A 23,534-nucleotide genomic window follows, 5' to 3' on the forward strand; every position below is an offset into this window, starting at 1 on the left:
CCCCCGGCGGCATCCTGGAGGACCGCAAGCTGCGACCTGATCACCTCGACCGCGCCGGACACCTCACCCATACATCGAACACTCGTACGAGGGTCCGACAAGAAACGCAAGTGGCACAAGTGAATTCAGTGACCGATGTGAGGGCGGCCGCCTGGGCCCGGCGCGCACGTTAGGGTTACCCCATGCGAGTCGGAGTACTGGGCGCTCAGGGCAAAGTCGGCGCCACCATGGTGCAGGCGGTTCAGGATGCGGACGATCTGACTTTCTCCGCGGGCGTGGACGCCGGTCAACCGCTGTCAACGCTGGTGGATGCCGGCACCGAGGTGGTCATCGATTTCACCCACCCCAGTGTGGTGATGGACAACCTGAAGTTCCTCATCGACAACGGAATCCACGCTGTCGTCGGCACCACCGGCTTCACCGACGAGCGCATCGACGAGGTGAAGGGCTGGTTGACGGCCACGCCGGAGGTGTCGGTGCTGATCGCGCCGAACTTCGCGATCGGTGCGGTGCTGTCGATGCACTTCGCGCAGCAGGCGGCGCGGTTCTTCGAATCCGTGGAAGTCATCGAACTGCATCATCCTCACAAGGCCGACGCCCCGTCCGGGACAGCGGCCCGCACCGCACGGCTCATCGCCGCAGCGCGAAAAGGGCTGCCGCCCAACCCCGATGCCACCAGTACCGGTTTGGACGGCGCCCGCGGGGCCGATGTCGACGGCATCCCGGTCCACTCCGTACGCCTCGCCGGGTTGGTCGCGCATCAGGAGGTGCTGTTCGGAACGCTGGGTGAGACGTTGACGATCAGGCACGACAGCATGGATCGCACCTCCTTCGTGCCGGGAGTGCTGTTGGCCGTGCGGAAGATCCGTGAGTTCCCGGGGCTGACGGTGGGTCTCGAGCCCCTGCTCGATCTGACATGAGCGATGGAGCGCGTGCGCTACGCATCCAGCTGTTGATCGCGTTCATGTGCGTGGCGCTCATCGTGTACTTCGTGATGCTGGGCCGTGCCGCGCTGGTGTTCATCTCCTCCGGGCGTCCTGCGGCAATCGGATTGGGCGTGGCGATCCTGATCCTTCCGGCCATCGGCAGCTGGGTGATGGTGGCGACGTTGCGGGCCGGGCTGGCACACCAGCGGCTGGGACGACTGGCGCGAGAACAGGGCATGGAGCTCGATGTCAGCGAGCTGCCCCGGATGCCGTCCGGCCGCATCCGGCGCGATGCCGCAGACGCACTGTTCGCGACGGTGCGCGATGAACTGGAATCCGACCCCGACAACTGGCGGCGCTGGTATCGATTGGCACGCGCGTACGACTATGCCGGTGATCGCACCCGCGCCCGGGAGGCGATGAAGAAGGCTGTGCAGATGGAGGCATCGTGACCAAGACGCTGCTGATCGTGCACCACACGCCGTCCCCGGGCACCCGCGAACTCCTCGAGGCGGTACTGGCCGGGGCGAACGACCCCGAGATCGACGGTGTCGACGTCCGGGTCCGGCCGGCGCTCGCCGCCACGGTGCCGGACATGCTCGAGTCGGACGGATATCTGTTCGGCACCACCGCGAACTTCGGGTACATGTCGGGTGCGCTGAAACATTTCTTCGACACGGTCTACTATCCGAGCCTCGACCACGTGGCGGGCCGGCCTTACGGCCTGTGGGTGCACGGCAACAACGACCTCGTCGGTGCCGTCAATTCCGTCGAACGATTGGCCACCGGCCTGGAACTGGCCAAGGCCGCCGACCCGCTCGAGGTCACCGGGCCCGTCGATGCGGCGGTCCGGGACCGCGCCTACGAGCTGGGTGGCACTCTTGCGGCAGTGCTCACGGACTGATGGAGGTCACACATGCCCGGAATCGCCGAACTCGCCCTCGGGGCTGCGCCGATCGCCGGCGGCGCGCTGCTCGGAGCGGCCGCGGGCAACATCAAGCCGCCTGACGTCCGCGGCCTGATCAGCAAGGATCTCGATCTGCTCGCCCGCATCCCGCCGGAGCAGGAGGAGCGCCGCGCGAGACTGCAGCGCAGCATCGATCAGCGAATCGATGGCCTCATCGACGCGACCGACAAGAGCCGCCAGCTACGCGAGGCGGCATCGAGCTATACCGGTCTCGGGGGCTGGCGCGATGTGATGGTGCTGTTGGCCACCGTGTTGTTCACGATCATCTGGTGGCATGTCGAGCACAGTCGATCCAACTGGACGCTGATGTTCATCGTGCTCATCGGCCTGAACATTGTTGTCGCGGGCTACGTGGTGCGCGACGTACGTAACGCGTTCCGGCGCAGGCTGCCCGGGGGCTCCGGCGCGCATTCATCGACGTCCTGAGCCGCCCGGACCGGCAGCACCGGTGCTGTCACCGAGGCAGGTGCGCAGCAAGAAACGCTGTCGCGGCTTCCCAGTGGCGCCGCGCCGCCGCCTCGTCGTAGGGCGCGTTGTCCGGCACGGCGAACCCGTGGAACGCCGGATAGAACTCGATCGTGTGCTCGACCCCGGCGGCGGTGAGCGCCTTGTCCAGGGTCGCGCCGTCCTCGGCGGTGAACGACCGGTCGTCCTGGGCGGCACCCACATAAACCGCAGCCCGTATCCGGTCGGCGAGCAGGTGCGGGCTGCCGGGGTCGTCGGCCACCAGTCCGCCACCATGGAACGACATCGCCGCCGCGACACGCTCGGGAACGCTACCGGCGACCACCAACGAGATCCGCCCGCCCATGCAGTATCCGGTGGTTCCGAACGACGTCCCGCTGACCTCGGGCCGCGCCGCCAGATGGTCGAAGAACGCGGTGGCGTCGACCACTGCCCGTTCGGTGGTCACCGACGAGATCATCGTGAACAACCGGGCGCGTTCGGCCTCGTCCTCGAACACCGTGGCCATGCTGAACGGCGCCCAGTCGCCTTCGCGGTAATACACGTCCGGCACCAGCACGGCGTATCCGTGTCCGGCGAGTTCGTCGGCCATCGCGCGGAAGGTGGGGCGGGCGCCGCCCGCGTCGGGATACATGACGACGCCGGGCCATGGCCCGTCCCCGTCGGGAAGGTGCAGGGAGACCGGGCAGGAGCCGTCGGTGGTCGTCACTGTGTCGTTGATCGTCGGCATGGTTGTAGTTCTACTCCGCCCGGGGCCACGTAAGCTGAGCGCGTGCCGATCGCCACTCCGTATGAGGATCTGTTGCGCCTGGTGCTTGACACCGGGATCCCGAAATCCGACCGCACCGGCACCGGCACCCGCAGCCTGTTCGGCCATCAACTGCGCTACGACCTGGGGGCCGGTTTCCCGCTGATCACCACCAAGAAGGTGCACACCAAGTCGATCGTCTACGAGCTGCTGTGGTTCCTGCGCGGCGATTCCAACGTCCGGTGGCTGCAGGACCGCGGCGTCACGATCTGGGACGAATGGGCTTCCCCCACAGGTGATCTCGGTCCGGTATACGGCGTGCAGTGGCGCTCCTGGCCGACGCCGTCGGGTGAGCACATCGACCAGATCAGCGCTGCGCTGGAACTGCTGAGGGCTGATCCCGACTCGCGACGCAACATCGTCTCGGCGTGGAACGTCGGCGAGATCCCGCAGATGGCGTTGCCGCCGTGCCACGCCTTCTTCCAGTTCTATGTCGCCGACGGGCGGCTGAGCTGCCAGCTCTACCAGCGCAGCGCCGACCTGTTCCTGGGGGTGCCGTTCAACATCGCCAGCTACGCGCTGCTGACCCACATGATGGCCGCACAGGCCGGCCTCGGGGTCGGCGAGTTCATCTGGACCGGAGGAGATTGTCACATCTACGACAACCATGTCGAGCAGGTCACCGAGCAACTGTCGCGCAGTCCGCGCCCCTACCCGGAACTTGTCTTGGCGCAGCGTGATTCAATTTTCGACTACACCTACGACGACATCGTCGTGAAGAACTATGACCCACACCCGGCGATCAAGGCGCCGGTGGCCGTATGAGGACTGCTCGCAGGTCCGGATCATGACCGTGAGCCTCAACCTCATCTGGGCGCAGTCCAGCTCCGGGGTCATCGGCCGGAACAACACGATTCCGTGGCGGGTGCCCGAGGATCTGACCCGCTTCAAAGAACTCACCATGGGCCACGCCGTCATCATGGGCAGGCTGACCTGGGAGTCGCTGCCGGCCAGCGTGCGCCCGTTGCCCGGCCGCAAGAACGTCGTGGTGACGCGTCAAGCCGGCTACCTGGCCGACGGGGCGCAGGTGGTGGGCTCGCTCGAAGATGCTCCGCTCGACGATGCCTGGGTGATCGGCGGTTCGCAGATCTACGGCTTGGCGCTGCCGCTGGCGACCCGCTGTGAGATCACCGAGGTGGACCTCGATCTTCACAGGCAGGACGACGACGCGCTCGCGCCGGTCCTCGACGAGTCCTGGGTCGGCACCGAAGGGCCCTGGCAGGACAGTTCCTCGGGGTTGCGCTACCGGTTCTACAGCTACCGGCGTATCCCCGAGCCGTAGCCGCGCCGGACAACTTGTCGGTGCGGTAGGCGACGATGACGTGATGGCCTCCTCTGCCCGCCCGCGCGCGGCGACGCTGACCGCGGCCCAGGCACGCCGGATCGCCGTGGCGGCGCAGGGATTCACCGAAGCCAAGCCCGGTGGCCCGGTGACTCGGGCGCATCTGCGCAGGCTGACCGACCGGATCCAGGTGCTGCAGCTGGATTCGGTGTCGGTGGCGGTGCGCGCGCACTATGCACCGGTGTTCAGTCGCCTCGGTCCCTACGACCGCGACATCCTGGACCGGGCGGCGTGGAGCCACTCGGCGCGCTCGCCGCGGCTGCTGGTCGAATACTGGGCGCACGAGGCGGCGCTGATGTCGGTCGACGACTGGCCGCTGCTGCGCTGGCGCATGCGCGAGTACCGGCACGGCCGGTGGGGCACCGAGATCGTCAAGAAGAACGCCAGGCTCGCCGACGACATCGTGGCTGCAGTCGCAGCGCTCGGCCCGTCGACCGCCGGTCAGATCGAGGCGTACCTCGAGTCCGAACCACGCGGACGCAAAGGGCCGTGGTGGGATCGCAGCGACACCAAGTGGGTGGCCGAGGCGCTGTGGTCGGCAGGGGTGTTGACGACGGCGACCAGGGTCGGGTTCGCCCGGCACTACGACCTGACCGAGCGGGTGCTGCCCGCCGACGTGGTGGCACGCCAGGTCGACGAGGTCGACGCCGTCCGGGAGCTCACGCTGCGGGCGGCCACGGCACTCGGCATCGGCACCGAAGCCGACCTGCGGGACTACTTCCGGCTCGCTGCCCGGCAGGTCAAGCCCGCCATCGCGGAGCTGCTGGCCGCCGGGGAGATCGAGCGGGTGGACGTCGCAGGCTGGTCAGCGCCGGCGTATCTGCGCGCCGGTCAGACCCTCCCGCGCAAAGACCGTGGGACGGCACTGCTGTGTCCGTTCGACCCGCTGATCTTCTTCCGCCCCCGGGTCGAGCGGCTGTTCGGATTCCACTACCGCATCGAGATCTACACACCGGCGCCCAGACGTCAGTTCGGCTACTACGTCTGGCCGTTCCTGGTCGACGGACAACTCGTCGGTCGGGTCGATCTGAAAGCCGACCGGACCACCAACACCCTCCAGGTCGCCGGAGCGTTCGCCGAGGAAGGGCAGCCGCATCCTCAGGTGGCGGCGGCGCTGGCAGGGGAGTTGCGCTCGATGGCCGGCTGGCTCGGTCTCGACGACGTCAGCGTCGGTGAGCGGGGTGATCTCGTCACGGAGTTGCGCCGCGGTCTTGGATAGGTGGGCGTTTACGGAAAGGATGGTGGCCATGGACTTTCTGCGCACGCCCGATGAGCGGTTCGCGAACCTGCCGGATTTCCCCTTCGCGCCGCACTATGTCGAGTTGGGTGCGGACCTCAACCGGTTGCGGATGCATTACCTCGACGAGGGACCACCCGATGGGGAGGTGGTGTTGTTGCTCCACGGCGAGCCGTCCTGGAGTTACCTGTACCGGAAGATGGTCCCGGTCCTCGTCGACGCCGGTTTACGCGCTGTCGCGATCGACCTCGTCGGGTTCGGCCGCAGCGACAAACCGACCCTCCGGGAGAGCTACACCTACCAGGCCCACGTGGACTGGACGTGGGCGGCCATCCAAGCCATCGGTCTGACCGACATCACGTTGGTCTGCCAGGACTGGGGCGGGCTGATCGGCTTACGCCTGGTGGGCGAGCATCCGGACCGGTTCGCCAGGGTGGTGGCCGCCAACACCGTGCTGCCCACGGGTGATCAGCCTCCGGGCGAGGCGTTCCTCGCCTGGCGACGGTTCAGCCAGGAGAGCCCGGAGTTCCCCGTCGGCAAGATCATCAACAACGCGTGCGTGTCGACCGTGTCGGCAGAGGTGATGGCGGCCTACGACGCGCCGTTCCCCGACGATTCCTACAAGGCCGGCGCACGACACTTCCCGATGCTGGTACCGACCAGCCCTGACGATCCCGCCTCCGCGGCGAACCGATCCGCCTGGGAGTCACTGCGCAGCTTCGACCGGCCCTTCCTGTGTGCGTTCTCCGACTCCGACCCGATCACCCGCGACGCCGCACCGATGTTGCGCGAGCTCATCCCGGGAGCTGCGGGTCAGCCGGTGGTGACGATCGAGCAGGCCGGTCACTTCCTGCAGGAGGACAAGGGCCGCGAGCTCGCCGAAGTCGTGGTGGATTTCGTCCGCACCAATCCGCGATAGGCGACGCAGGTCTCCGGGATGACGGACGGGTTGTCGGCGGGCACACTTCGGTGTGGATGCGCGGACGTGGATGCGCGCCGGTCAGGAGTCTGCATGATCGGACGGGGTTGCTGATGGGCTGGTGGCAGACCGACCAGTTCGACTGGTTCACGATTTATCTGCGTGAGCGCGGGCTGCAGGTGCGGTGGCGTCTTGCGGTCTTTGTCTTCACCGTGTTCCTGGGTGCGGTGCCCCTCCTGCTGCTGGCCAGTCCTGCCGGTCCGGACACCGCTCTGCGGAGGGGGTTCGCGATCGCCGCCGCGGGATCCGCGTTCGCGGTGTCGACGCTGTGGCTGTTGCGCTGGCCCTCCCGCACCCAGTCGCTGATCTACAACGTGGTCTGCTCCGGATGCATTGCCGCGGGCTGCCTGGTGATACCGGACCCGTACGGCGGACTGATGGGATGCACGGTCTTCGCGGCCATCGGTGGATTCCTGGCCTACTTTCACGCACTGGCCCATGTGCTCGCGAATTTTGTGGTGGCCATGGCCTGCGCCGGCATCACCGCCACCAGGATGTTCCTCGACACCAGCGACGGCCTGTTGGTCGCCGCGTCATTTCTTCTCGTCATCGGTCTCAACATCGGGGTGCCGTTCGGGATCTACTCGGTGGTGCACACCCTGCGCATCGACCTGAGGAACTCCGACCGCGATGCGCTGACCGGACTGCTCAACCGGCGCTCCTTCTACAACGCCGTGCACGAGCTCGTGCTGGCAGTACAGGGTTCGGCAGGCATGCGTCTGAACGTCACGATGGTCGACCTCGACGACTTCAAGAAGCTCAACGACACGAAGGGGCACGCCGTCGGTGATCAGGCGCTGATCACGGTCGGGGTGGTGCTCCAGGAGAACTGTGGTCCAGATGCGGTTCTCGGCCGACTCGGCGGCGAGGAGTTTGTCATCGCCGATACCGCCACCGCCACCGATCATGCTGTCACCGCCGAACGCATCCGCGCCGGCATCGCCGCGATGCCCTTCCGGATCACCGCCAGCCTCGGCACCTGCAGCGCGGCGGTGCCTCAGGACGTCTGGACCACCGACCCGCAATTCGTCGACCAGCTGATCCAGGTGGCTGATGAGGCGATGTATCGGTCAAAACGTGCCGGAGGTGATCGGTCACAGCACCGGCACCTTGATCAGGCCGGCGCCGAATGCCCTTAACTCAGCGGGATGCTGTTGTCGGCCTTGGCTTTCTGATACCGCATCGACAGCGCGTCGTAGCGGCTGCGGATCAGATCGCGCTGCCCACGCAGTCGGGTGCGTGACGGCTCGGGTTCCTCGTCGATCAGGTCGCCGATCGCGTACGCGGTCCAGAAGTCGTTGGTGCGGCGGTAACCGCCGGGATCCAGACCGAACACCTCTTTGAGGATCACGAGGTCGTGGGGGATCGCGAAGGTGTCGCGGGAATCCTCGTGACTGTAGAAGTAGTAGTAGTTGTCGAAACCCGCCCAGGTGATGGCCGACATGCACAACGTGCAGGGTTCATGGGTGGTGAGGAACACCAGGTCCCGGGTCGAGGGCGGCTCGGGTAACTCATAGAACCGCCGCAGCGTGTTGATCTCGCCGTGCCAGAGCGGATTGGCGGTTTCGTCGTTGGCGCCGGCAATGACCAGGGACAGATCCGATTTGTGCAGCAACGCCGCGCCGAACACTTTGTTGCCGTCGGCCACGGCGTGCTCGGTGAGCGGAAGGACGTCATGTTCGATGACATCGAGCAGTCGGGAGGTGAGCGCGGAGGCCATGGGAAACCCTAACGCGTGGCGTCGTCATCCGCCGCCGACGAAACCGTCCTGGAGCACGGCGAACGCCCGGTCGAACAGGACGACGAGATCCTCGTCATCCCCGGCCGCCCACGCCGAGATCGCCACGGTCATCGCGCCCAACACGGCGGCGGCCTGCACGGTGACGGCGTAGTCGGGGGCGGAAAGGCCCGCTCGGCGGGCGAGTGCCCGCGCGATGAGGTCCCGAGTCTGTTCCTGAGCCAACAGGTTTCGGCTTCGTAATGCCGGGGTGCCGAGCACCAGGCGCGTCCGGATCAGCAGCGCGTCCCGGTCGGTCGCCAAGATCACGCGCAGCCCTTCCCGCAGTGCGGCCCCGACGGCGACCAGCGGCGGTTCCTCCGATGGTCGGGTCGCGATGAACTCCTCGAGCAGCGGGTCGTACTCGTCGTACTCGACCACTGCTTCCTTCTGCGGGAAGTGCCGGAAGAACGTCATGTGTGAGACGCCCGCCGCGGCGGCGATCTCGTCGACAGTGGTTGCGTCGAAGCCCTTCTCGGCGAACAGCGCAAGCGCATGGTCCTGGATGGCGCGCCGGGTCTGCGCCTTCTTGCGGGCGTGCCAGGTCGTCTCCATCACCGCATCCGCACCTGCTCGCCGAGCGCCGCGTCCAGCCATGCCTCGAGTGCTGCGCGACCGGTGCCGCGCCACGCCAGGTGTCCGTCCGGTCTGATCAGGAGGGTGTCCTTTCGTCCCTGTAGCGACGCCACGTCGCCCAGACGAGCCCTCGCCACGTCGGCGAGAGCGCCGTCGCCCAATATTGCCCAACCCGGACCGAGTACCTGATAGAGCCGCACGGGATTACCGTCGCTGGTCTCACACTCGCGGTCGCGCACCCGATCGCCCGGACGGCAGCCCGGCCGCAGACCGCCACGCCCGGATCCCAGTGGGCCGCGCCGATAGGAGACCTGCAACTGCGAACTCTTGTCGGTGAGCAACTGCTGCACGCGGGGACGATTCAACAACGGCACGACGATCCGGTCGCGCAGCAGTCGCGCCAGGTGACTGTGCCCCAACATGATCCGGGTCATCCCGCTCGTCGAGGCGAGGACGTCCTCGGCGACGGGTCGCCGCTCGGCGGCATAGGTTTCGAGCAGGCGGTCATCGGCGCGACCCGAGATGACAAGGGCCAGTTTGAATGCGAGATTCTCCGCGTCGCCCATCCCGGTGTTCATGCCCTGGCCCCCGAATGGGCTGTGGATGTGGGCCGCGTCTCCCGCGAGCAACACCCGGCCGCGCCGGTAGGTGTCGGCAAGCCTGCGGTGGATGCGGAAGGCGGACGTCCATTCCGCCGAGCGCACCGTCCCGCCGGATTCGTCGGCGAGCAGACCGGTCAGGAACTCCACGATCTGGTGCTCTGCGGGATTCTCGAGACCGTCCGGCGCCAACGCCATCAGTCGCCAGAGATCGCCGCCGGGCAGCGGGAATGCGGCCAGCATGCGGTTGCGTCGCATCCATGTCTGCACGCCGTCACGGGGGAGGTCGAGGTCGGCGCGAACGTCGGCGAGCAGGAAACGTTCGATGATCGGCACCCCGGGAAACCCCACGCCCACCGACGTTCGGATCACGCTGTGGGCGCCGTCGGCGCCGACCACCCAGGAGGCGTCCACGTCGGAGCCGTCCTCGAGGTGCACGGTCGCGCCGCCGGGTGAGGGGCTCACCCCCCGAACCCGCCGGCCCCATTCGACAGCCGTCCCCAGCGTGGTGAGGCGACCGCGCAACGCGCTTTCGATATCGGCCTGCGAGATCATCAGCGCCCGGGGGCCGCCGAGACGGGTGGACAGTCCGACCGGAAAACTGGCGAGGTCACGGCCTTCGACGGTGATGGTGACCCGGCGAATCGGCAGCCCTCGAGCGTGGACGGTGTCGAGCGCGCCGAGTCGGTCGAGGACTTCGACGCCGCGGGGTTGCAGTCCCAGCGCCCGCGAGGTCAGGGTGGCCTGCGGCGCCTGGTCGAGCACCCGCACCGCAATCCCGGCGGATCGCAGGGCGCAGGCCAGGGTCAGGCCCGTGGGACCGGCCCCCACGATGACGACGTCGGTGCGCACCCCTGACCTCCTGTGTGTTAGTTCCTAACATGTTAGTCACTAACACCTACTTGTCCAGCGTTTTCGGTGTTTCCGGTGCGGGACCGCGGACCGGCGCGGTCGCCGGATAGGGTTGTCCCCGTGGCCGAGCTCGCGCCGCTGCGTGTGCAGCTGATCGCCAAGACGGAGTTCTCGGCACCCCCGGACGTGCCGTGGGACACCGACGCCGGCGGCGGCGCCGCGCTGGTGGAGTTCGCCGGCCGCGCGTGTTATCAGAGCTGGTCGAAGCCCAATCCGCGCACCGCCACCAATGCGGCCTACATACGGCACATCATCGACGTCGGGCACTTCTCGGTGCTCGAACACGCATCGGTGTCGTTCTACGTCACCGGCATCTCGCGATCCTGCACCCACGAGTTGATCCGGCACCGGCACTTCTCGTACTCGCAGCTGTCCCAGCGGTTTGTGCCCGAGCACGAGTCGCAGGTGGTGGCCCCACCGGGGATCGAGAACGATCCGGAGCTGGAGGAGATCTTCACCGCCGCGGCCGACGCCGGCCGCGCTGCCTACACCGAGCTGCTCAGCCGCCTCGAAGCCAAGCTGATCGGTGACCATCCCGCCGGCGGTGCGGCGGTGCTGCGGCGCAAGCAGGCCCGCCAGGCGGCCCGCGCCGTACTGCCCAACGCCACCGAGACGCGCATCGTCGTCACCGGCAACTACCGGGCGTGGCGGCACTTCATCGCGATGCGGGCCAGCGAGCACGCCGACGTGGAGATCCGGAGGTTGGCGATCGAGTGCCTGCGCCAGCTCGTCGGCGTCGCCCCCCAGGTCTTCTCCGACTTCGAGATCACGGTGCTCGCCGACGGCACAGAGGTCGCGACCAGCCCGTTGGCAACCGAGGTCTGAGCCGACTATGCAGTCGTGACGCGGCGAGCCGAGGAGGTAATCTTGCGCCCGTGAGCACCAGCGGATTCGACGCCACCGCCCGTTTGGGCACCCTGTTGACCGCGATGGCCACTCCGTTCAAGCCCGACGGTTCGCTGGACACCGACGCCGCTGCCCGGCTGGCCACCCGGTTGGTCGACGCCGGCTGTGACGGGCTGGTGGTGTCCGGCACCACCGGGGAGTCGCCCACCACCACCGACGACGAGAAGGTCGCGCTGCTGCGCGCCGTACTCGACGCCGTCGGCGACCGTGCGCGGATCATCGCGGGGGCCGGCACCTACGACACCGCGCACAGCGTCCACCTCGCGAAGGCGTACGCCGACGAAGGCGCACATGGCCTGCTCGTGGTCACGCCGTACTATTCGCGCCCGCCCCAGTCGGGCCTGATCGCGCATTTCACCACGGTCGCCGATGCGACCGAACTGCCGATGATCCTCTACGACATCCCGATGCGCTCCGTGGTGCCGATCGACTGGGCCACCATGCGCACCCTGGCCGAGCATCCCAACATCGTCGCGATCAAGGATGCCAAAGGAGATATGCACGGCGCAGCTCAGATCATGGCCGAGACCGGGCTGGCCTACTACTCCGGTGACGACGCGCTGAACCTGCCCTGGTTGGCGATGGGCGCGGTCGGCTTCATCAGCGTGTGGGGACACCTCGCGGCCAGTCAGCTGCGAGAGATGTTGTCGGCCTTCACCTCTGGCGATATTGTCACCGCACGAAAGATCTGCCTCACGCTCGGGCCGCTCAACGCCGCCCAGACGAGGCTGGGCGGGGTCACGATGTCGAAGGCGGGCCTGCGGCTGCAGGGATTCGAAGCCGGTGAGCCGCGCCTGCCCCAGATGCCCGCCGACGACCAGCAGATCGAAGCGCTGGCGCTCGACATGCGTGCCGCGGCGGTGTTGCAGTAGTGGACACCGAGCTCGCTGCGCCGGGGCCGTTGGCTGCGGATGGTCTACGGGTGACCGCGCTGGGTGGCATCAACGAAATCGGCCGCAACATGACCGTTTTCGAGCATCTGGGACGGTTACTGATCGTCGACTGCGGAGTGTTGTTCCCCAATCACGACGAACCCGGCGTCGACCTGATTCTGCCTGATATCCGCCACATCGAGCACCGGCTCGACGACGTGGAAGCGCTGGTGGTGACACACGCGCACGAAGACCACATCGGCGCGATCCCGTTCCTGCTCAAGCTGCGGCCCGACATCCCGGTGGTCGGTTCGAAGTTCACGCTCGCCCTGATCGGCGCGAAATGCCGCGAACACCGCATCAAACCGGTGTTCGTCGAGGTGGCCGAGGGGCAACGCTCCACCCACGGCGTGTTCGAGTGCCAGTACTTCGCGGTCAACCACTCTGTTCCCGGATGTCTGGCGATCGGAATCCACACCGGCGCGGGCACGGTGTTGCACACCGGCGACATCAAACTCGATCAGCTTCCGCTCGACGGCAGGCCGACGGACCTGCCCGGGATGTCGCGACTCGGTGACGCCGGGGTGGATCTGTTTCTCTGTGATTCCACGAACTCGGAGATCCCCGGTGTCGGGCCCTCGGAGAGCGAGGTCGGTCCGGCGTTGCACCGCCTGATCCGCGGTGCCGAAGGCCGGGTGATCGTGGCGTGCTTCGCCTCGAATGTCGATCGGGTGCAACAGATCATCGACGCCGCGGTGGCTTTGGGGCGGCGAGTGGCCTTCGTCGGCCGATCGATGGTGCGCAACATGGGCATCGCCCGCGAACTCGGCTACATCAGGGTCGCCGACGACGATGTCCTCGACATCGCCGCCGCGGAGATGATGCCGGCCGACCGGGTGGTGCTCATCACGACGGGCACGCAGGGTGAGCCGATGGCCGCGCTGTCGCGGATGTCACGCGGGGAGCACCGCAGCATCACCCTGACCGCCGGGGATCTGATCATCCTGTCGTCGTCGCTGATCCCGGGCAACGAGGAGGCGGTCTTCGGGGTGATGGATGCGCTGGCGAAGATCGGTGCTCGCGTCGTCACCAATCAGCATGCCCGCGTACATGTTTCGGGACATGCGTATGCCGGAGAACTCTTGTTCCTCTACAACGGCGTTCGGCCGCGCAACGTGATGCCCGTGCACGGCACCTGGCGGATGCTGCGTGCGAACGCGGCTCTGGCCGCCCGCGCCGGGGTGCCGGAGGACAACATCGTGCTGGCCGAGAACGGGGTCAGCGTCGACCTGGTGGCCGGCAGGGTGAGCATCGCCGGGGCGGTGCCCGTGGGCAAGGTCTTCGTCGACGGACTGGTCACCGGAGATGTCGGCGATGCCACCCTGGGGGAGAGGCTGATCCTGTCCTCGGGTTTCATCGCGGTGACGGTCGTCGTGCACCGTGGCACCGGAAAGCCCGCCGGTCCGGCGCACCTGACGTCGAGAGGTTTCTCCGAAGACCCCAAGGCGCTGGAACCCGCGATGCGCAAGGTCGAGGCCGAGCTCGGCAACCTGGCCTCGCAGGACATCACCGACCCGCCCCGGATCGCACAGGCGGTCCGCCGCGCTGTCGGCAAGTGGGTGGGGGAGACCTACCGACGGCAGCCGATGATTGTGCCGACGGTCATCGAGATCTAAGCCACCTTGAGCCGGTAACCGATGCCCCGCAGCGCGACGAACCAGTCCGGGCCCAGCTTGCCTCGCAGATAACGGATGTAGACGTCCACCACGTTGGAGCGGGCGTTGTCGGCACCCCACACCTGCCGGCGGATCCGTTCGCGCGTCAGGACCTCTCCGGGATGGCGCAGGAACATCTCGGCCAGTGCGCATTCGCGTACCGACAGGTCGACGACGTAGTCGCCGATCTGGGCTCGTCGCGTTTTCAGGTCGAGCCGCAGGTCGCCAAAGGTGAGCATCGGGTGATCAACCGATCGCGGGGGAGCCAACCGCCGCCGCACCTGGCTGAGCAGTTCCTCCAACCGGAACGGCTTGCCGACATAGGCATCGGCCCCGGCGTGCAGCGTCGCCGCCGTGGCGGCGACGTCTGTTCGTGAGGTGAGCATCACGACCGGAAGTGAGCGGCCCTCGGCGCGCAACCGGCGCACGATCTCGAAACCGCTGCGTCCCGGCAGGTCGGCGGCGAGCACCATCAGGTCGAAGCTCCCGCTGCGGGCATCGGTGTAGGCCGTCCTGCCTTCCGTTGCCACCCGCACCGAGAATCCCTGAGCGACAAGCCCTTTCCGGATCACCGAGAGAACTCGAGGGTCGCTCTCGGCGATCAGTATCGTGGCCATCGTGATCCCCCACTCCCCGGCAACGCCGGTTTCCCCGTCGATTCCAGGATCGTCGGTCAGCGGCCGGTCCCCTAAGGGTCATGGGGAGCGTCTGCAGGGGCCGAAAGACCCGAAAGCGGCGGGTCCTTTTCTCAGCGTTCGGCGTGAACCGTCCACTCGATGCGCGATGCCGCCAGTGAGCGCCGCGCCGGACGGATGTAGGTGTCGCGGAAGTAGCTCGGCCCGGCCTGCTCGACCAATCGCCAACCGCAGTCGGCCAGCAGGTCACCGACCTCTTCAGGTACCAGCCCTGATTTCCACACCTGTCGGCGCCCCCGGAACCGTCGGTACACCGCGTCGGCGCCGTACAACTGGGTGCCGTCGATGAAGTCCTGACGGATGTAGGTGAAGATCAGCCGGCTTCCGGGCGCCGCGGCGGCAAGCTGTCCGAGCGTGGTGCGCACCGCCTCCGGGGTGAGGTACTGCGTGACGCCCTCCCAGATGAAGAAGGTGCGTGCACCGGGGTGGTAACCGTGCGCCTCCAGTGCCGGCAGCAGCGCGTCCTGCTCGAAGTCGACCGGCACCAGGTGCACCGACGGTGGCGTCGCGCCGAGTACCCGGTGCACGACGGCGGTTTTTCGGTCGACGTTGACCGGTTGGTCGACCTCAAAAACCGGCAGCTCGCTGTGCCGGGCGATCCGGTAGGCCCGGGTATCGAGGCCAGCTCCCAGAACCACGACGGTGTCGAACTCGATCACCGGGTCGGAGAGGCGTTCGTCGATGTAGCGCTTACGACAGCAGATGCTCGCCCACAGCCCGGGCCCGGATCGGTTCGACGCCGCGACGGCGGCCCGTCGCAGTGGGCCGAACCGGGACAGGCCGACCAGCAGACGCAGCCGCGCGGGCAGGAAGGACGTCGCCAGATCGTCGTCGACCAGGCGGCGCTCCGGCGGCTCCTGCTGCTCGATGGCCGACAATACGATCGGCCCGACAGCCGTCTGCGCTGCCGGATTTCGACGCTGCCTCATGGACTCAACGCTTGTTCACGTACCCCGCGTCGACGGGCAGCGTGACCCCGGTGACGTAGCGGGCGGCGTCCGACACCAGCCAGAACACCGCATTGGCGATGTCCTCCGGTTCCAGCGCCTGGACTGGCAGCGCGTTGCCCATGTCCGGCCCACCCTGACTCTCCTGCGCCACCCCCTCGAGCCACGATCGGGTGAAGTCGTTGTCGATCATCGGGGTGTTGACGCCCGCCGGATGCACCGAGTTCACCCGAATACTGTACTGGGCAAGGGAATTTGCGTATACCCGCATGATGCCGACCATGCCGTGCTTCGCGGCCGCATAGCCCACGGAGCCGCCGACCGGCGCCCCCAGCCCGACCAGACCGGCGACCGAGCTGATCAACACGATCGAACCGCCGTTGCCGAACTTGACCATCGGCTTCATGGCCACGTCGACGGTGTTGTACACCCCGGTCAGGTTGACGTCGATGACGTCCTGCCACGCGTCGGCGGCCGCCATCGGGGCGATTCCCGCGTTGGCGACCACGATGTCGAGCCGGTTGCCGAGCTTCTCGGTCCCCTGCCGCAGTGCGGTCTTCACGGCGTCGCGGTCGCGCACATCGGCCTGGCTGGCCACGATGCGCGCACCCGTCTCCTCGACCAGTTTGACGGTGGCATCCAGGTCATCGGGGGTTGCCAACGGGTAGGGCACCGAGTCGATCTGGTCACAGAGGTCGACGGCGATGATGTCGGCACCTTCCGACGCCAACTTGAGCGCATGCGCGCGGCCCTGACCCCGTGCGGCACCGGTGATGAACGCGACTTTGCCTGTGAGCCCACCCATGGTCGCGTGCGCCGTCAGGGCCGCAGCTGGCCCTTGGCCGGATCTCCGGCGACGACCGGTTGCAGCATCTTGATGTCCGGCGCGCCGTCGAGGTGCTCACCGATGGTTCCGAACAGTGTCGCCACCGCCGGCGCCGTGCTGTGTGCCTGCAGTGCGTCGCTGTCGGCCCACTGCTCGACGAACACGAAGGTGCCGTCGGCTTCGTGCAGCGAGTACAGGTCGCAGCCGGGCTCGCTGTGCACCGCTTCGATCGCCTGTTTGCAGGCGTCCCGCACGGTGTCCACGGATTCTGGCTTGGCTTTCATGGTGGCGACGACGACTATCGGCATTCGGGGCGGCTCCTCGGTCTCGGCACTGAGTTGGACAGGTGTCCACCCTATTACGCGGGCGCACCAACCGGCAGTATCGGCGTGGCCGCACCGCGTCTGCCTGGCCTTCCGCCGGGGAGCGGAATCGACACCAATCCGTTACCCGTGTGGCAGATGGTACATATGGGGCGCTTGGGACTAGGCTTAGTGGCATGGCGAGTAAGACCGCGGCCCGATCTGCTGCCCGTCCGACCAGGTCAAAGACCAGTTCGAGGGGTGGGTCGCGGCCGGCGGCGCCGCGTCGCACCCCTGTCCGCCGCAAGCCGTCCGCGGTCTCCGCCGCCGGCACCGCGGTGGGTCGCGGAGCCCGCGCGGGCTGGCTGATGCTGGCCAAAGGTGCGGGCAGTACGGCCCGCTCGGTCGGTCGCGCGCGTGATCTCGAACCCGGACACCGCCGTGACGGAGTCGCGCTGGCCCTGCTGGGCCTCGCGGTCGTCGTGGCCGCGAGTTCGTGGTTCGACGCCGCGCGCCCCGTGGGGGAGTGGATCGACACCTTTGTCAGGGTGCTGATCGGTGCGGGCGTGGTGCTGATCCCGATCGCCCTGGCCGCGCTCGGGATCGGCCTGATGCGCACCGAGCCCGATCCGGAATCACGTCCGAGGTTGATCCTCGGCACTGCGATGATCGTGTTGCCGGCCCTCGGACTGTGGCACCTGTGGTCGGGGTCGCCGCAGGAGCCCGCGGCCCGCGAGGATGCCGCCGGCTTCTTCGGATTCGCGATCGGCGGTCCGCTCGCCGAGGGCCTGACGCCGTGGATCGCCGCACCGCTTCTGTTCCTCGGTGTGTTGTTCGGGCTGCTGCTGGTGACCGGGACGACGATCCGCGAGGTGCCCGAGACGGTGCGGGCGATGTTCCCGACCCGGTGGCGCAATGAGTACGAGGACGACTACGACTACGACGACGATTACGACGACCAGGAGTCCGGTGGCGCTGAGTCCGAGGACTTCTCCGACGGCTACTACGACGACCCGGAGGGCTACCTGCAGGACGAGGCCCCGTCGTGGCCGTCGCCGGCGCAGTCACCGGCACCGCTGGCGCTGACGTCGGGGCCGGCCGGCACACCGATGGACAACTACCCGATCGAGGACGACGCCCCCACCACCCCCGAACCGGCGGCGCGGACGCGCAAGAAGAAAGCGCCCAAGGCGCTGGACATGCAGCTGGACCGGGTGGTCGACGGGCCGTACGCGCTGCCGTCGCTGAGCCTGCTCACCGCTGGTGACCCGCCGAAGGTGCGCAGCGCCGCCAACGACAAGATGGTCGAGGTGATCGGCTCGGTCCTGCAACAGTTCAAGGTGGACGCGGCGGTCACCGGCTGCACGCGCGGGCCGACGGTGACCCGGTACGAGGTGGAACTCGGACCCGGTGTGAAGGTCGAGAAGATCACCGCGCTGCAGAAGAACATCGCCTATGCGGTGGCCACCGAGAGCGTGCGCATGCTGGCGCCGATCCCGGGCAAGTCCGCCGTCGGTATCGAGGTGCCCAACACCGACCGTGAAATGGTGCGACTCGCCGACGTGCTGACGGCTCCGACCACCCGGCGTGACCACCACCCGTTGGTGATCGGTCTCGGCAAGGACATCGAGGGCGATTTCATCTCGGCCAACCTGGCCAAGATGCCGCACCTGCTGGTGGCCGGCTCGACCGGTTCGGGTAAGTCGAGCTTCGTCAACTCGATGCTGGTGTCGCTGCTGGCCCGCGCGACCCCGGAAGAGGTCAGGATGATCCTGATCGACCCGAAAATGGTGGAACTGACGCCGTATGAAGGCATTCCGCACCTCATCACGCCTATCGTCACGCAGCCGAAGAAGGCCGCCGCGGCGCTGGCCTGGCTGGTCGAGGAGATGGAGCAGCGCTACCAGGACATGCAGGCCAACCGGGTCCGTCACATCGACGACTTCAACAAGAACGTGAGGTCCGGGGTGATCACCACACCGCTGGGCAGCGAGCGCGTGTACAAGCCGTACCCGTACATCATCGCGATCGTCGACGAACTCGCCGACCTGATGATGACCGCACCCCGCGACGTCGAGGACGCCATCGTGCGCATCACCCAGAAGGCTCGCGCGGCGGGTATCCATCTGATCCTGGCGACCCAGCGTCCGTCGGTCGACGTCGTCACCGGCCTGATCAAGACGAACGTGCCGTCGCGGCTGGCGTTCGCGACGTCGTCGCTGACCGATAGCCGGGTCATCCTCGATCAACAGGGCGCCGAGAAGCTCATCGGTATGGGCGACGGGCTGTTCCTGCCGATGGGCGCCAACAAGCCGATCCGTTTCCAGGGCGCCTACATCAGTGACGAGGAGATCTACGCCGTCGTCGCCGCCTGCAAGGACCAGGCCGAGCCCGAGTACACCGAAGGTGTCACCACCGCCAAGTCCGCCGGCGAACGCACCGACGTCGATCCCGACATCGGCGATGACATGGATGTGTTCCTGCAGGCCGTCGAACTCGTGGTGTCGTCGCAGTTCGGGTCGACGTCGATGCTGCAGCGCAAGCTGCGGGTCGGGTTCGCCAAGGCGGGCCGGTTGATGGACCTGATGGAGACGCGCAACATCGTCGGCCCGTCGGAAGGCTCCAAGGCGCGTGAGGTGTTGGTCAAGCCCGACGAGCTCGCCGGCACGCTCGCGCTGATCCGCGGCGGAAGCGACGCCACCGGCGCCGAGGACGACCCCGACTTCTAGCGCGCCGGAACGGTATTCCACGCGGTCGAAATCGCAAAAAACCCGCCTGGAATACCGTTCCGGCGGGGGGTGGGGGTTACAGCGTCAACAGCATCCGGGTGTTGCCGAGGATGTTGGGTTTGACGTAGGAGAGGTCCAGGAACTCCGCCACGCCGGTGTCGTAGGAGCGTCGCATCTCGTCGTAGACCTCGGCGGTGACGGGCGTGCCGTCGATCTCGGTGAATCCGTGCCGGCCGAAGAACTCGACCTCGAAGGTGAGCACGAAGATCCGCTCCAGCCGCAACTCGGCGGCCACGGCGAGCAGTCGGTCGACGATCGCATGGCCCACACCCCGGCCCCTGACCTTGGGGTGTACCGCCACGGTGCGCACCTCGCCGAGGTCGGACCACAGCACGTGCAGGGCGCCACATCCGATGAGCTCGTCCTGCAGTTCGGCCACCCAGAACTCCTGCACCGACTCGTAGAGATTCACCAGGTTCTTCTCGAGCAGGATCCTGCCGGCATAGATGTCGACGAGGGTCTTGATCGCAGGCACATCCGAGGTTCGGGCACGCCGTACGACGAGTTGACCGGTGGATTCATCCGGACCTGCGCTCACACACCGAAGAGTATCGGTTCAGGCAACCAGTATTCTGTGGCGGTGCCGGGCCAACCACATACCGACCCTGTGGTTCCGCGCGCTCGGGTGGCGAATCTCGCAAATGCCCTCACCGGGGTCCGGATGGCGCTCGTGCCGGTGTTCCTGGTCGCCCTGTTCGTCGGCGACGGTCATGAAACATATTGGCGGGTGGTCGCATTCGTGGTGTTCGCGGTCGCGGTGATCACCGACCGGCTCGACGGGGCGCTGGCCCGCAGCTATGGCATGGTCACCGAATTCGGCACGTTGGCCGATCCGATCGCCGACAAGGCTCTGATCGGTGCCGCGCTCATCGGGCTCTCGATGCTCGGCGACCTGCCGTGGTGGGTGACCGTGGTGATCCTGTCCCGCGAGCTCGCCGTGACGTTGCTCCGGCTGGCGGTGCTGCGGCGCGGCATCATCCCGGCCAGCCGGGGCGGCAAGCTCAAGACACTGCTGCAAGCCGTCGCGATCGGTCTGTTCGTGCTGCCCCTGTCCGGCGGGTGGCTGACCGGAGCCTGGGTGCTGATGCTGGCCGCCGTGGTGCTGACGGTGGTCACCGGCGTGGACTACTTCGTCTCGGCGTACCGGGATTCGCGGGCACGACCCGCGGGTGACTGACGCCCCGCGCGTCCCGGTGATTGCCGACCGGTTTCGGGAACCATCCCGGTGACGCCGAGCGTTGGCCTAGGTAGCCAAGCAGGACGCCAGCCAAGCGAACAGGAGAACGCGATGACGGCATTGCTGCGCGAAGTGATCGGCGACGTGCTGCGGCGCTCCCGGGTCGAGCAGGGGCGCACCCTGCGCGAGGTGTCGGATTCGGCGCGCGTCAGCCTCGGGTACCTCTCCGAGGTGGAGCGCGGGCGCAAGGAGGCATCAAGTGAGCTGATCAGCGCCATCTGCGGGGCACTGGACGTTCCGCTGTCGCGGGTGCTGTCGGAGGCCGGAGACGAGTTGGCGCTCGAGGAGTCCCGCGCCGAGGTGAGCACGGTCGCCGTGGCACCGGAACCCCGTATCGCAGGCATCGACGTCACCACCAAGGTGGTCATCCCGCAGGTCGTGTCGATGGCGGTGGCCTGACGCCGGTGTCCGGCCCGGTCACGTGCGCAAAACACCCGCAGGGGTGTGGTGATCTGCGCGGAACCGATAAGTTGGGTGCAGGGTACTTTCACCGCACAGCTGACACAGTTGCACATACATACAGACACGAAGGCGGAGCGAACCGATGGCCAATCCGTTCAGCAAGGCGTGGCGCTACCTCATGGCGCTGTTCAGCTCGAAGGTCGACGAGTACGCCGACCCCAAGGTGCAGATCCAGCAGGCGATCGAAGAAGCGCAGCGTCAGCACCAGGGTCTGACCCAGCAGGCGGCCCAGGTGATCGGCAATCAGCGCCAGCTGGAGATGCGGCTCAACCGCCAGCTCGCCGACATCGAGAAGCTCCAGGTCAACGTTCGGCAGGCGCTCACGCTGGCCGACCAGGCCACTGCGGCGGGCGACGCGACGAAGGCCACCGAGTACACCAACGCCGCCGAGGCGTTCGCCGCGCAGCTGGTGACCTCCGAGCAGAGCGTCGAGGATCTCAAGGGTCTGCACGACCAGGCCTTGCAGGCGGCCGCTCAGGCCAAGAAGGCCGTCGAGCAGAACGCGATGATGCTGCAGCAGAAGATCGCCGAGCGCACCAAGCTGCTCAGCCAGCTCGAGCAGGCGAAGATGCAGGAGCAGGTGAGTTCGTCACTGCGCTCGATGAGTGAGCTCGCGGCTCCCGGAAACACCCCGAGCCTCGACGAGGTGCGCGACAAGATCGAACGGCGCTACGCCAACGCGATCGGCTCCGCCGAACTCGCGCAGAACTCTGTGCAGGGCCGGATGATGGAAGTGCAGCAGGCCAGCGTGCAGATGGCGGGTCATTCCCGGCTGGAGCAGATCCGCGCGTCGATGCGTGGTGAGCAGCTGCCCGCCGGCAGCCCCGCCACCCCCGCTTCGCCGGCCCAGAACCCGGCCACCCCGGCCGCCAACCCGAGTCCGACACCGGAAAACCCGCTGTCGCAATGACTGCGAAACCATGAGTGCACACACCGGCAGGCCGCAGGCTTGGCGCTCCATGGCGCAACGCGGTGTCGACACCGCCGCGGAGTGGTCGGACCTGCTGGCGGACAAGCTCAACGCGGCCGCTGACCCGCGGGCGAAATTGTTGCGCAAGCGGCGCTGGGCGTTGCGGCTCGGTGTGTTCCTCACCGTCTCGGCACTGTTCTGGGTGGGCGTGACCGCGTTGCTGGCATCATGGAGCACACCGGTGTGGGCGCTGTTCATCCCGGCGCCGATCGCTGTCGGCGCCGCGTTCCTCGCGACCCTGGCATTCCTGCGCTACCGGTGGCTGCGTGGCGAACCACTGCCACCGCAGCGGAACCGGACCGCCCGCCGGCTACCGCCTTGGGGGTCGGCCGCCCGTCCGCCGATGGCGGCGCTCGCAGCCTCCGAACGGGGATTGACCTCGCTGCTCGGAGTACTGGAACGGGGCCGGATGCTGCCCGCTGACGAACTGCGCGAGATCCGGACCGCCGCCGAGCAGACGGTGGCGACGATGGCGGCCACCGCCGGCGAAATAGTCTCGATGGAACGGGCGATCAGCTCGGCGCCCCAATCGCGCGCCCACCTCGCGCCCACCATCGCCGCGTTCCGGACCCAACTCGATCGTGGCGCGCATCAGTACAACGAGATGGTCTCCGCGGCAGCGCAACTGGTGTCAGCCGCGAACTCGGGTTCGATGTCGAGCTCCCCGATGTCGCAGCGCCGTTACCGCGACGAGTTGGTCTCGGCAACAGACCGGCTGTCGGGCTGGGCACAGGCGTTCGACGAGCTGGGGCGGCTCAGAGGTGCCTGAGCACCCCACCGGGCTCAGAAGGTGGGCCGCAGTGACGGGAACACCGCCGCGACCACGGCTCGCAACGGAGCTTTGACCAGGGCGTCGAAGAAGTCGAAGTAATCACGCCACAGCGTGATCTTGCCGTCGTGCACCTCGAATGTGCCGCACACCCAGAACTGCAGCCGCAGCGGCCCGATGATCAGCGCGTCGGTGCGCTCGGTCAGCACCACGCTGCCGTTGCAGGCGATGCGGTGGAACTTCACCGCGAAACCCGCTTTCCCCTGGCCGCTGCGCAGTAATTTCATCACCCGGGCGCGACCACGAATGGACGGCAGGCCGACGTTCTGCCAGATCAGCTCCGGCGCTGCCAGCGACTCCACGACGTCGAAGTCCTCGTCGGCGAGCGCGAACAGGAACGTTTCGACGGTGTGCGAGTTGGCTGTGGTGGTCGTGTACGGCGTCGTCAGTACCTCG

Annotated in this window: 27 protein-coding genes; 17 read left to right on the plus strand and 10 right to left on the minus strand. The window is 67.4% G+C overall.

Going from position 1 to position 23,534, the window contains the following annotated elements:
- The first annotated feature begins 182 nt into the window (after positions 1–182).
- The 4 genes from dapB to BEMPMBAN_RS05470 are packed head-to-tail and all read left to right on the plus strand — an operon-like array spanning position 183 to position 2,319.
- Positions 183–920, plus strand: coding sequence for a 4-hydroxy-tetrahydrodipicolinate reductase (gene dapB / locus BEMPMBAN_RS05455; RefSeq protein WP_159229383.1), 738 nt, complete (start codon positions 183–185; stop codon positions 918–920).
- Complete coding sequence (locus tag BEMPMBAN_RS05460) at positions 917–1,378, plus strand: tetratricopeptide repeat protein (RefSeq protein WP_159229384.1); 462 nt, start codon at positions 917–919, stop codon at positions 1,376–1,378. Before dapB ends, BEMPMBAN_RS05460 begins: the two co-directional genes overlap by 4 nt.
- The gene (locus BEMPMBAN_RS05465; protein WP_159229385.1) at positions 1,375–1,830 is read left to right on the plus strand and encodes a flavodoxin family protein; all 456 of its coding nucleotides are present in this window, start codon (positions 1,375–1,377) and stop codon (positions 1,828–1,830) included. The genes BEMPMBAN_RS05460 and BEMPMBAN_RS05465 overlap by 4 nt, the downstream gene beginning before the upstream one ends.
- Before the next feature lie 12 nt (positions 1,831–1,842).
- Positions 1,843–2,319 carry a hypothetical protein gene (locus BEMPMBAN_RS05470; RefSeq protein WP_159229386.1) on the plus strand — a complete coding sequence of 159 codons (477 nt, stop codon included), beginning with the start codon at positions 1,843–1,845 and terminating at the stop codon, positions 2,317–2,319.
- Positions 2,320–2,347: 28 nt separating this feature from the next.
- Here the strand turns inward: BEMPMBAN_RS05470 and BEMPMBAN_RS05475 are convergent, their stop codons facing one another.
- Positions 2,348–3,088 (minus strand): dienelactone hydrolase family protein, encoded by a 741-nt coding sequence (locus BEMPMBAN_RS05475; RefSeq protein ID WP_159229387.1) that lies wholly within the window; start codon positions 3,086–3,088, stop codon positions 2,348–2,350.
- Positions 3,089–3,130: 42 nt separating this feature from the next.
- Here BEMPMBAN_RS05475 and BEMPMBAN_RS05480 point away from each other — a divergent pair, with 42 nt between their 5' ends.
- Genes BEMPMBAN_RS05480 through BEMPMBAN_RS05500 form a run of 5 tightly spaced genes read left to right on the plus strand, consistent with a single transcriptional unit; the run spans position 3,131 to position 7,863 of the window.
- Positions 3,131–3,931 carry a thymidylate synthase gene (locus BEMPMBAN_RS05480; protein WP_159229388.1) on the plus strand — a complete coding sequence of 267 codons (801 nt, stop codon included), beginning with the start codon at positions 3,131–3,133 and terminating at the stop codon, positions 3,929–3,931.
- A gap of 22 nt (positions 3,932–3,953) precedes the next feature.
- Positions 3,954–4,448 (plus strand): dihydrofolate reductase, encoded by a 495-nt coding sequence (locus BEMPMBAN_RS05485; RefSeq protein WP_159229389.1) that lies wholly within the window; start codon positions 3,954–3,956, stop codon positions 4,446–4,448.
- Between the two features lie 43 nt (positions 4,449–4,491).
- A complete protein-coding gene (locus BEMPMBAN_RS05490; RefSeq protein ID WP_159229390.1) occupies positions 4,492–5,727 on the plus strand; it encodes a winged helix-turn-helix domain-containing protein in 1,236 nt (411 codons plus the stop codon).
- A gap of 28 nt (positions 5,728–5,755) precedes the next feature.
- A complete protein-coding gene (locus tag BEMPMBAN_RS05495; protein WP_159229391.1) occupies positions 5,756–6,664 on the plus strand; it encodes a haloalkane dehalogenase in 909 nt (302 codons plus the stop codon).
- A 56-nt stretch (positions 6,665–6,720) separates the two neighbouring features.
- Positions 6,721–7,863: a GGDEF domain-containing protein gene (locus BEMPMBAN_RS05500; RefSeq protein WP_234897307.1), complete on the plus strand. Its 1,143-nt coding sequence runs from the start codon at positions 6,721–6,723 to the stop codon at positions 7,861–7,863.
- Here the strand turns inward: BEMPMBAN_RS05500 and BEMPMBAN_RS05505 are convergent.
- Genes BEMPMBAN_RS05505 through BEMPMBAN_RS05515 form a run of 3 tightly spaced genes read right to left on the minus strand, consistent with a single transcriptional unit; the run spans position 7,860 to position 10,528 of the window.
- A complete protein-coding gene (locus BEMPMBAN_RS05505; RefSeq protein ID WP_159229392.1) occupies positions 7,860–8,444 on the minus strand; it encodes a tRNA-specific adenosine deaminase in 585 nt (194 codons plus the stop codon). The genes BEMPMBAN_RS05500 and BEMPMBAN_RS05505 overlap by 4 nt on opposite strands.
- A gap of 24 nt (positions 8,445–8,468) precedes the next feature.
- Positions 8,469–9,056: an acyl-CoA-like ligand-binding transcription factor gene (locus BEMPMBAN_RS05510; RefSeq protein ID WP_159229393.1), complete on the minus strand. Its 588-nt coding sequence runs from the start codon at positions 9,054–9,056 to the stop codon at positions 8,469–8,471.
- Positions 9,056–10,528 carry an FAD-dependent monooxygenase gene (locus BEMPMBAN_RS05515; protein WP_159229394.1) on the minus strand — a complete coding sequence of 491 codons (1,473 nt, stop codon included), beginning with the start codon at positions 10,526–10,528 and terminating at the stop codon, positions 9,056–9,058. The genes BEMPMBAN_RS05510 and BEMPMBAN_RS05515 overlap by 1 nt, the downstream gene beginning before the upstream one ends.
- 120 nt (positions 10,529–10,648) lie before the next feature.
- Between BEMPMBAN_RS05515 and thyX the strand changes: the two genes are divergently transcribed.
- The 3 genes from thyX (at position 10,649) to BEMPMBAN_RS05530 (ending at position 14,042) form a co-directional block, all read left to right on the plus strand.
- A complete protein-coding gene (thyX, locus tag BEMPMBAN_RS05520) occupies positions 10,649–11,413 on the plus strand; it encodes an FAD-dependent thymidylate synthase (protein WP_159229395.1) in 765 nt (254 codons plus the stop codon).
- A gap of 104 nt (positions 11,414–11,517) precedes the next feature.
- Complete coding sequence (gene dapA, locus BEMPMBAN_RS05525; RefSeq protein ID WP_234897313.1) at positions 11,518–12,366, plus strand: 4-hydroxy-tetrahydrodipicolinate synthase; 849 nt, start codon at positions 11,518–11,520, stop codon at positions 12,364–12,366.
- Positions 12,366–14,042, plus strand: a complete 1,677-nt coding sequence (locus tag BEMPMBAN_RS05530) for a ribonuclease J (RefSeq protein ID WP_159229397.1) — start codon at positions 12,366–12,368, stop codon at positions 14,040–14,042. Before dapA ends, BEMPMBAN_RS05530 begins: the two co-directional genes overlap by 1 nt.
- Here BEMPMBAN_RS05530 and BEMPMBAN_RS05535 read toward each other — a convergent pair.
- The 4 genes from BEMPMBAN_RS05535 to BEMPMBAN_RS05550 all read right to left on the minus strand — a co-directional run bounded on the left by BEMPMBAN_RS05535 (position 14,039) and on the right by BEMPMBAN_RS05550 (position 16,857).
- Positions 14,039–14,698: a response regulator transcription factor gene (locus BEMPMBAN_RS05535; protein WP_159229398.1), complete on the minus strand. Its 660-nt coding sequence runs from the start codon at positions 14,696–14,698 to the stop codon at positions 14,039–14,041. The two genes, BEMPMBAN_RS05530 and BEMPMBAN_RS05535, sit on opposite strands and share 4 nt — an antisense overlap.
- 131 nt (positions 14,699–14,829) lie before the next feature.
- Positions 14,830–15,705 (minus strand): SAM-dependent methyltransferase, encoded by an 876-nt coding sequence (locus BEMPMBAN_RS05540; protein ID WP_159229399.1) that lies wholly within the window; start codon positions 15,703–15,705, stop codon positions 14,830–14,832.
- Between the two features lie 4 nt (positions 15,706–15,709).
- A complete protein-coding gene (locus BEMPMBAN_RS05545) occupies positions 15,710–16,528 on the minus strand; it encodes a mycofactocin-coupled SDR family oxidoreductase (protein WP_159229400.1) in 819 nt (272 codons plus the stop codon).
- A gap of 14 nt (positions 16,529–16,542) precedes the next feature.
- Positions 16,543–16,857, minus strand: coding sequence for a putative quinol monooxygenase (locus BEMPMBAN_RS05550; protein WP_159229401.1), 315 nt, complete (start codon positions 16,855–16,857; stop codon positions 16,543–16,545).
- A gap of 191 nt (positions 16,858–17,048) precedes the next feature.
- Between BEMPMBAN_RS05550 and BEMPMBAN_RS05555 the strand changes: the two genes are divergently transcribed.
- The gene (locus BEMPMBAN_RS05555) at positions 17,049–19,580 is read left to right on the plus strand and encodes an FtsK/SpoIIIE family DNA translocase (RefSeq protein WP_234897308.1); all 2,532 of its coding nucleotides are present in this window, start codon (positions 17,049–17,051) and stop codon (positions 19,578–19,580) included.
- Positions 19,581–19,656: 76 nt separating this feature from the next.
- On the opposite strand, the gene BEMPMBAN_RS05560 is transcribed toward BEMPMBAN_RS05555, so the two are convergent.
- The gene (locus BEMPMBAN_RS05560; RefSeq protein WP_159229403.1) at positions 19,657–20,178 is read right to left on the minus strand and encodes an amino-acid N-acetyltransferase; all 522 of its coding nucleotides are present in this window, start codon (positions 20,176–20,178) and stop codon (positions 19,657–19,659) included.
- Positions 20,179–20,220: 42 nt separating this feature from the next.
- Between BEMPMBAN_RS05560 and pgsA the strand changes: the two genes are divergently transcribed.
- From pgsA to pspM, 4 genes are all read left to right on the plus strand, one after another.
- Entirely contained in the window at positions 20,221–20,817 is a 597-nt protein-coding gene (gene pgsA, locus BEMPMBAN_RS05565) for a CDP-diacylglycerol--glycerol-3-phosphate 3-phosphatidyltransferase (RefSeq protein WP_159229404.1), read from the plus strand.
- Positions 20,818–20,928: 111 nt separating this feature from the next.
- Positions 20,929–21,276, plus strand: a complete 348-nt coding sequence (gene clgR, locus BEMPMBAN_RS05570) for a transcriptional regulator ClgR (protein WP_159229405.1) — start codon at positions 20,929–20,931, stop codon at positions 21,274–21,276.
- A 145-nt stretch (positions 21,277–21,421) separates the two neighbouring features.
- Positions 21,422–22,249 carry a phage shock protein PspA gene (gene pspA, locus BEMPMBAN_RS05575; protein WP_159229406.1) on the plus strand — a complete coding sequence of 276 codons (828 nt, stop codon included), beginning with the start codon at positions 21,422–21,424 and terminating at the stop codon, positions 22,247–22,249.
- Positions 22,250–22,259: 10 nt separating this feature from the next.
- On the plus strand, positions 22,260–23,078 hold the full coding sequence (gene pspM / locus BEMPMBAN_RS05580) for a phage shock envelope stress response protein PspM (protein WP_159229407.1): 819 nt from the start codon (positions 22,260–22,262) through the stop codon (positions 23,076–23,078).
- A gap of 14 nt (positions 23,079–23,092) precedes the next feature.
- Here pspM and BEMPMBAN_RS05585 read toward each other — a convergent pair whose 3' ends face one another.
- Entirely contained in the window at positions 23,093–23,527 is a 435-nt protein-coding gene (locus BEMPMBAN_RS05585; protein ID WP_425294934.1) for a limonene-1,2-epoxide hydrolase family protein, read from the minus strand.
- Positions 23,528–23,534: the final 7 nt, after the last annotated feature.

It is taken from the genome of Mycolicibacterium austroafricanum, assembly GCF_902705885.1.
GTDB lineage: Bacteria > Actinomycetota > Actinomycetes > Mycobacteriales > Mycobacteriaceae > Mycobacterium > Mycobacterium vanbaalenii_A.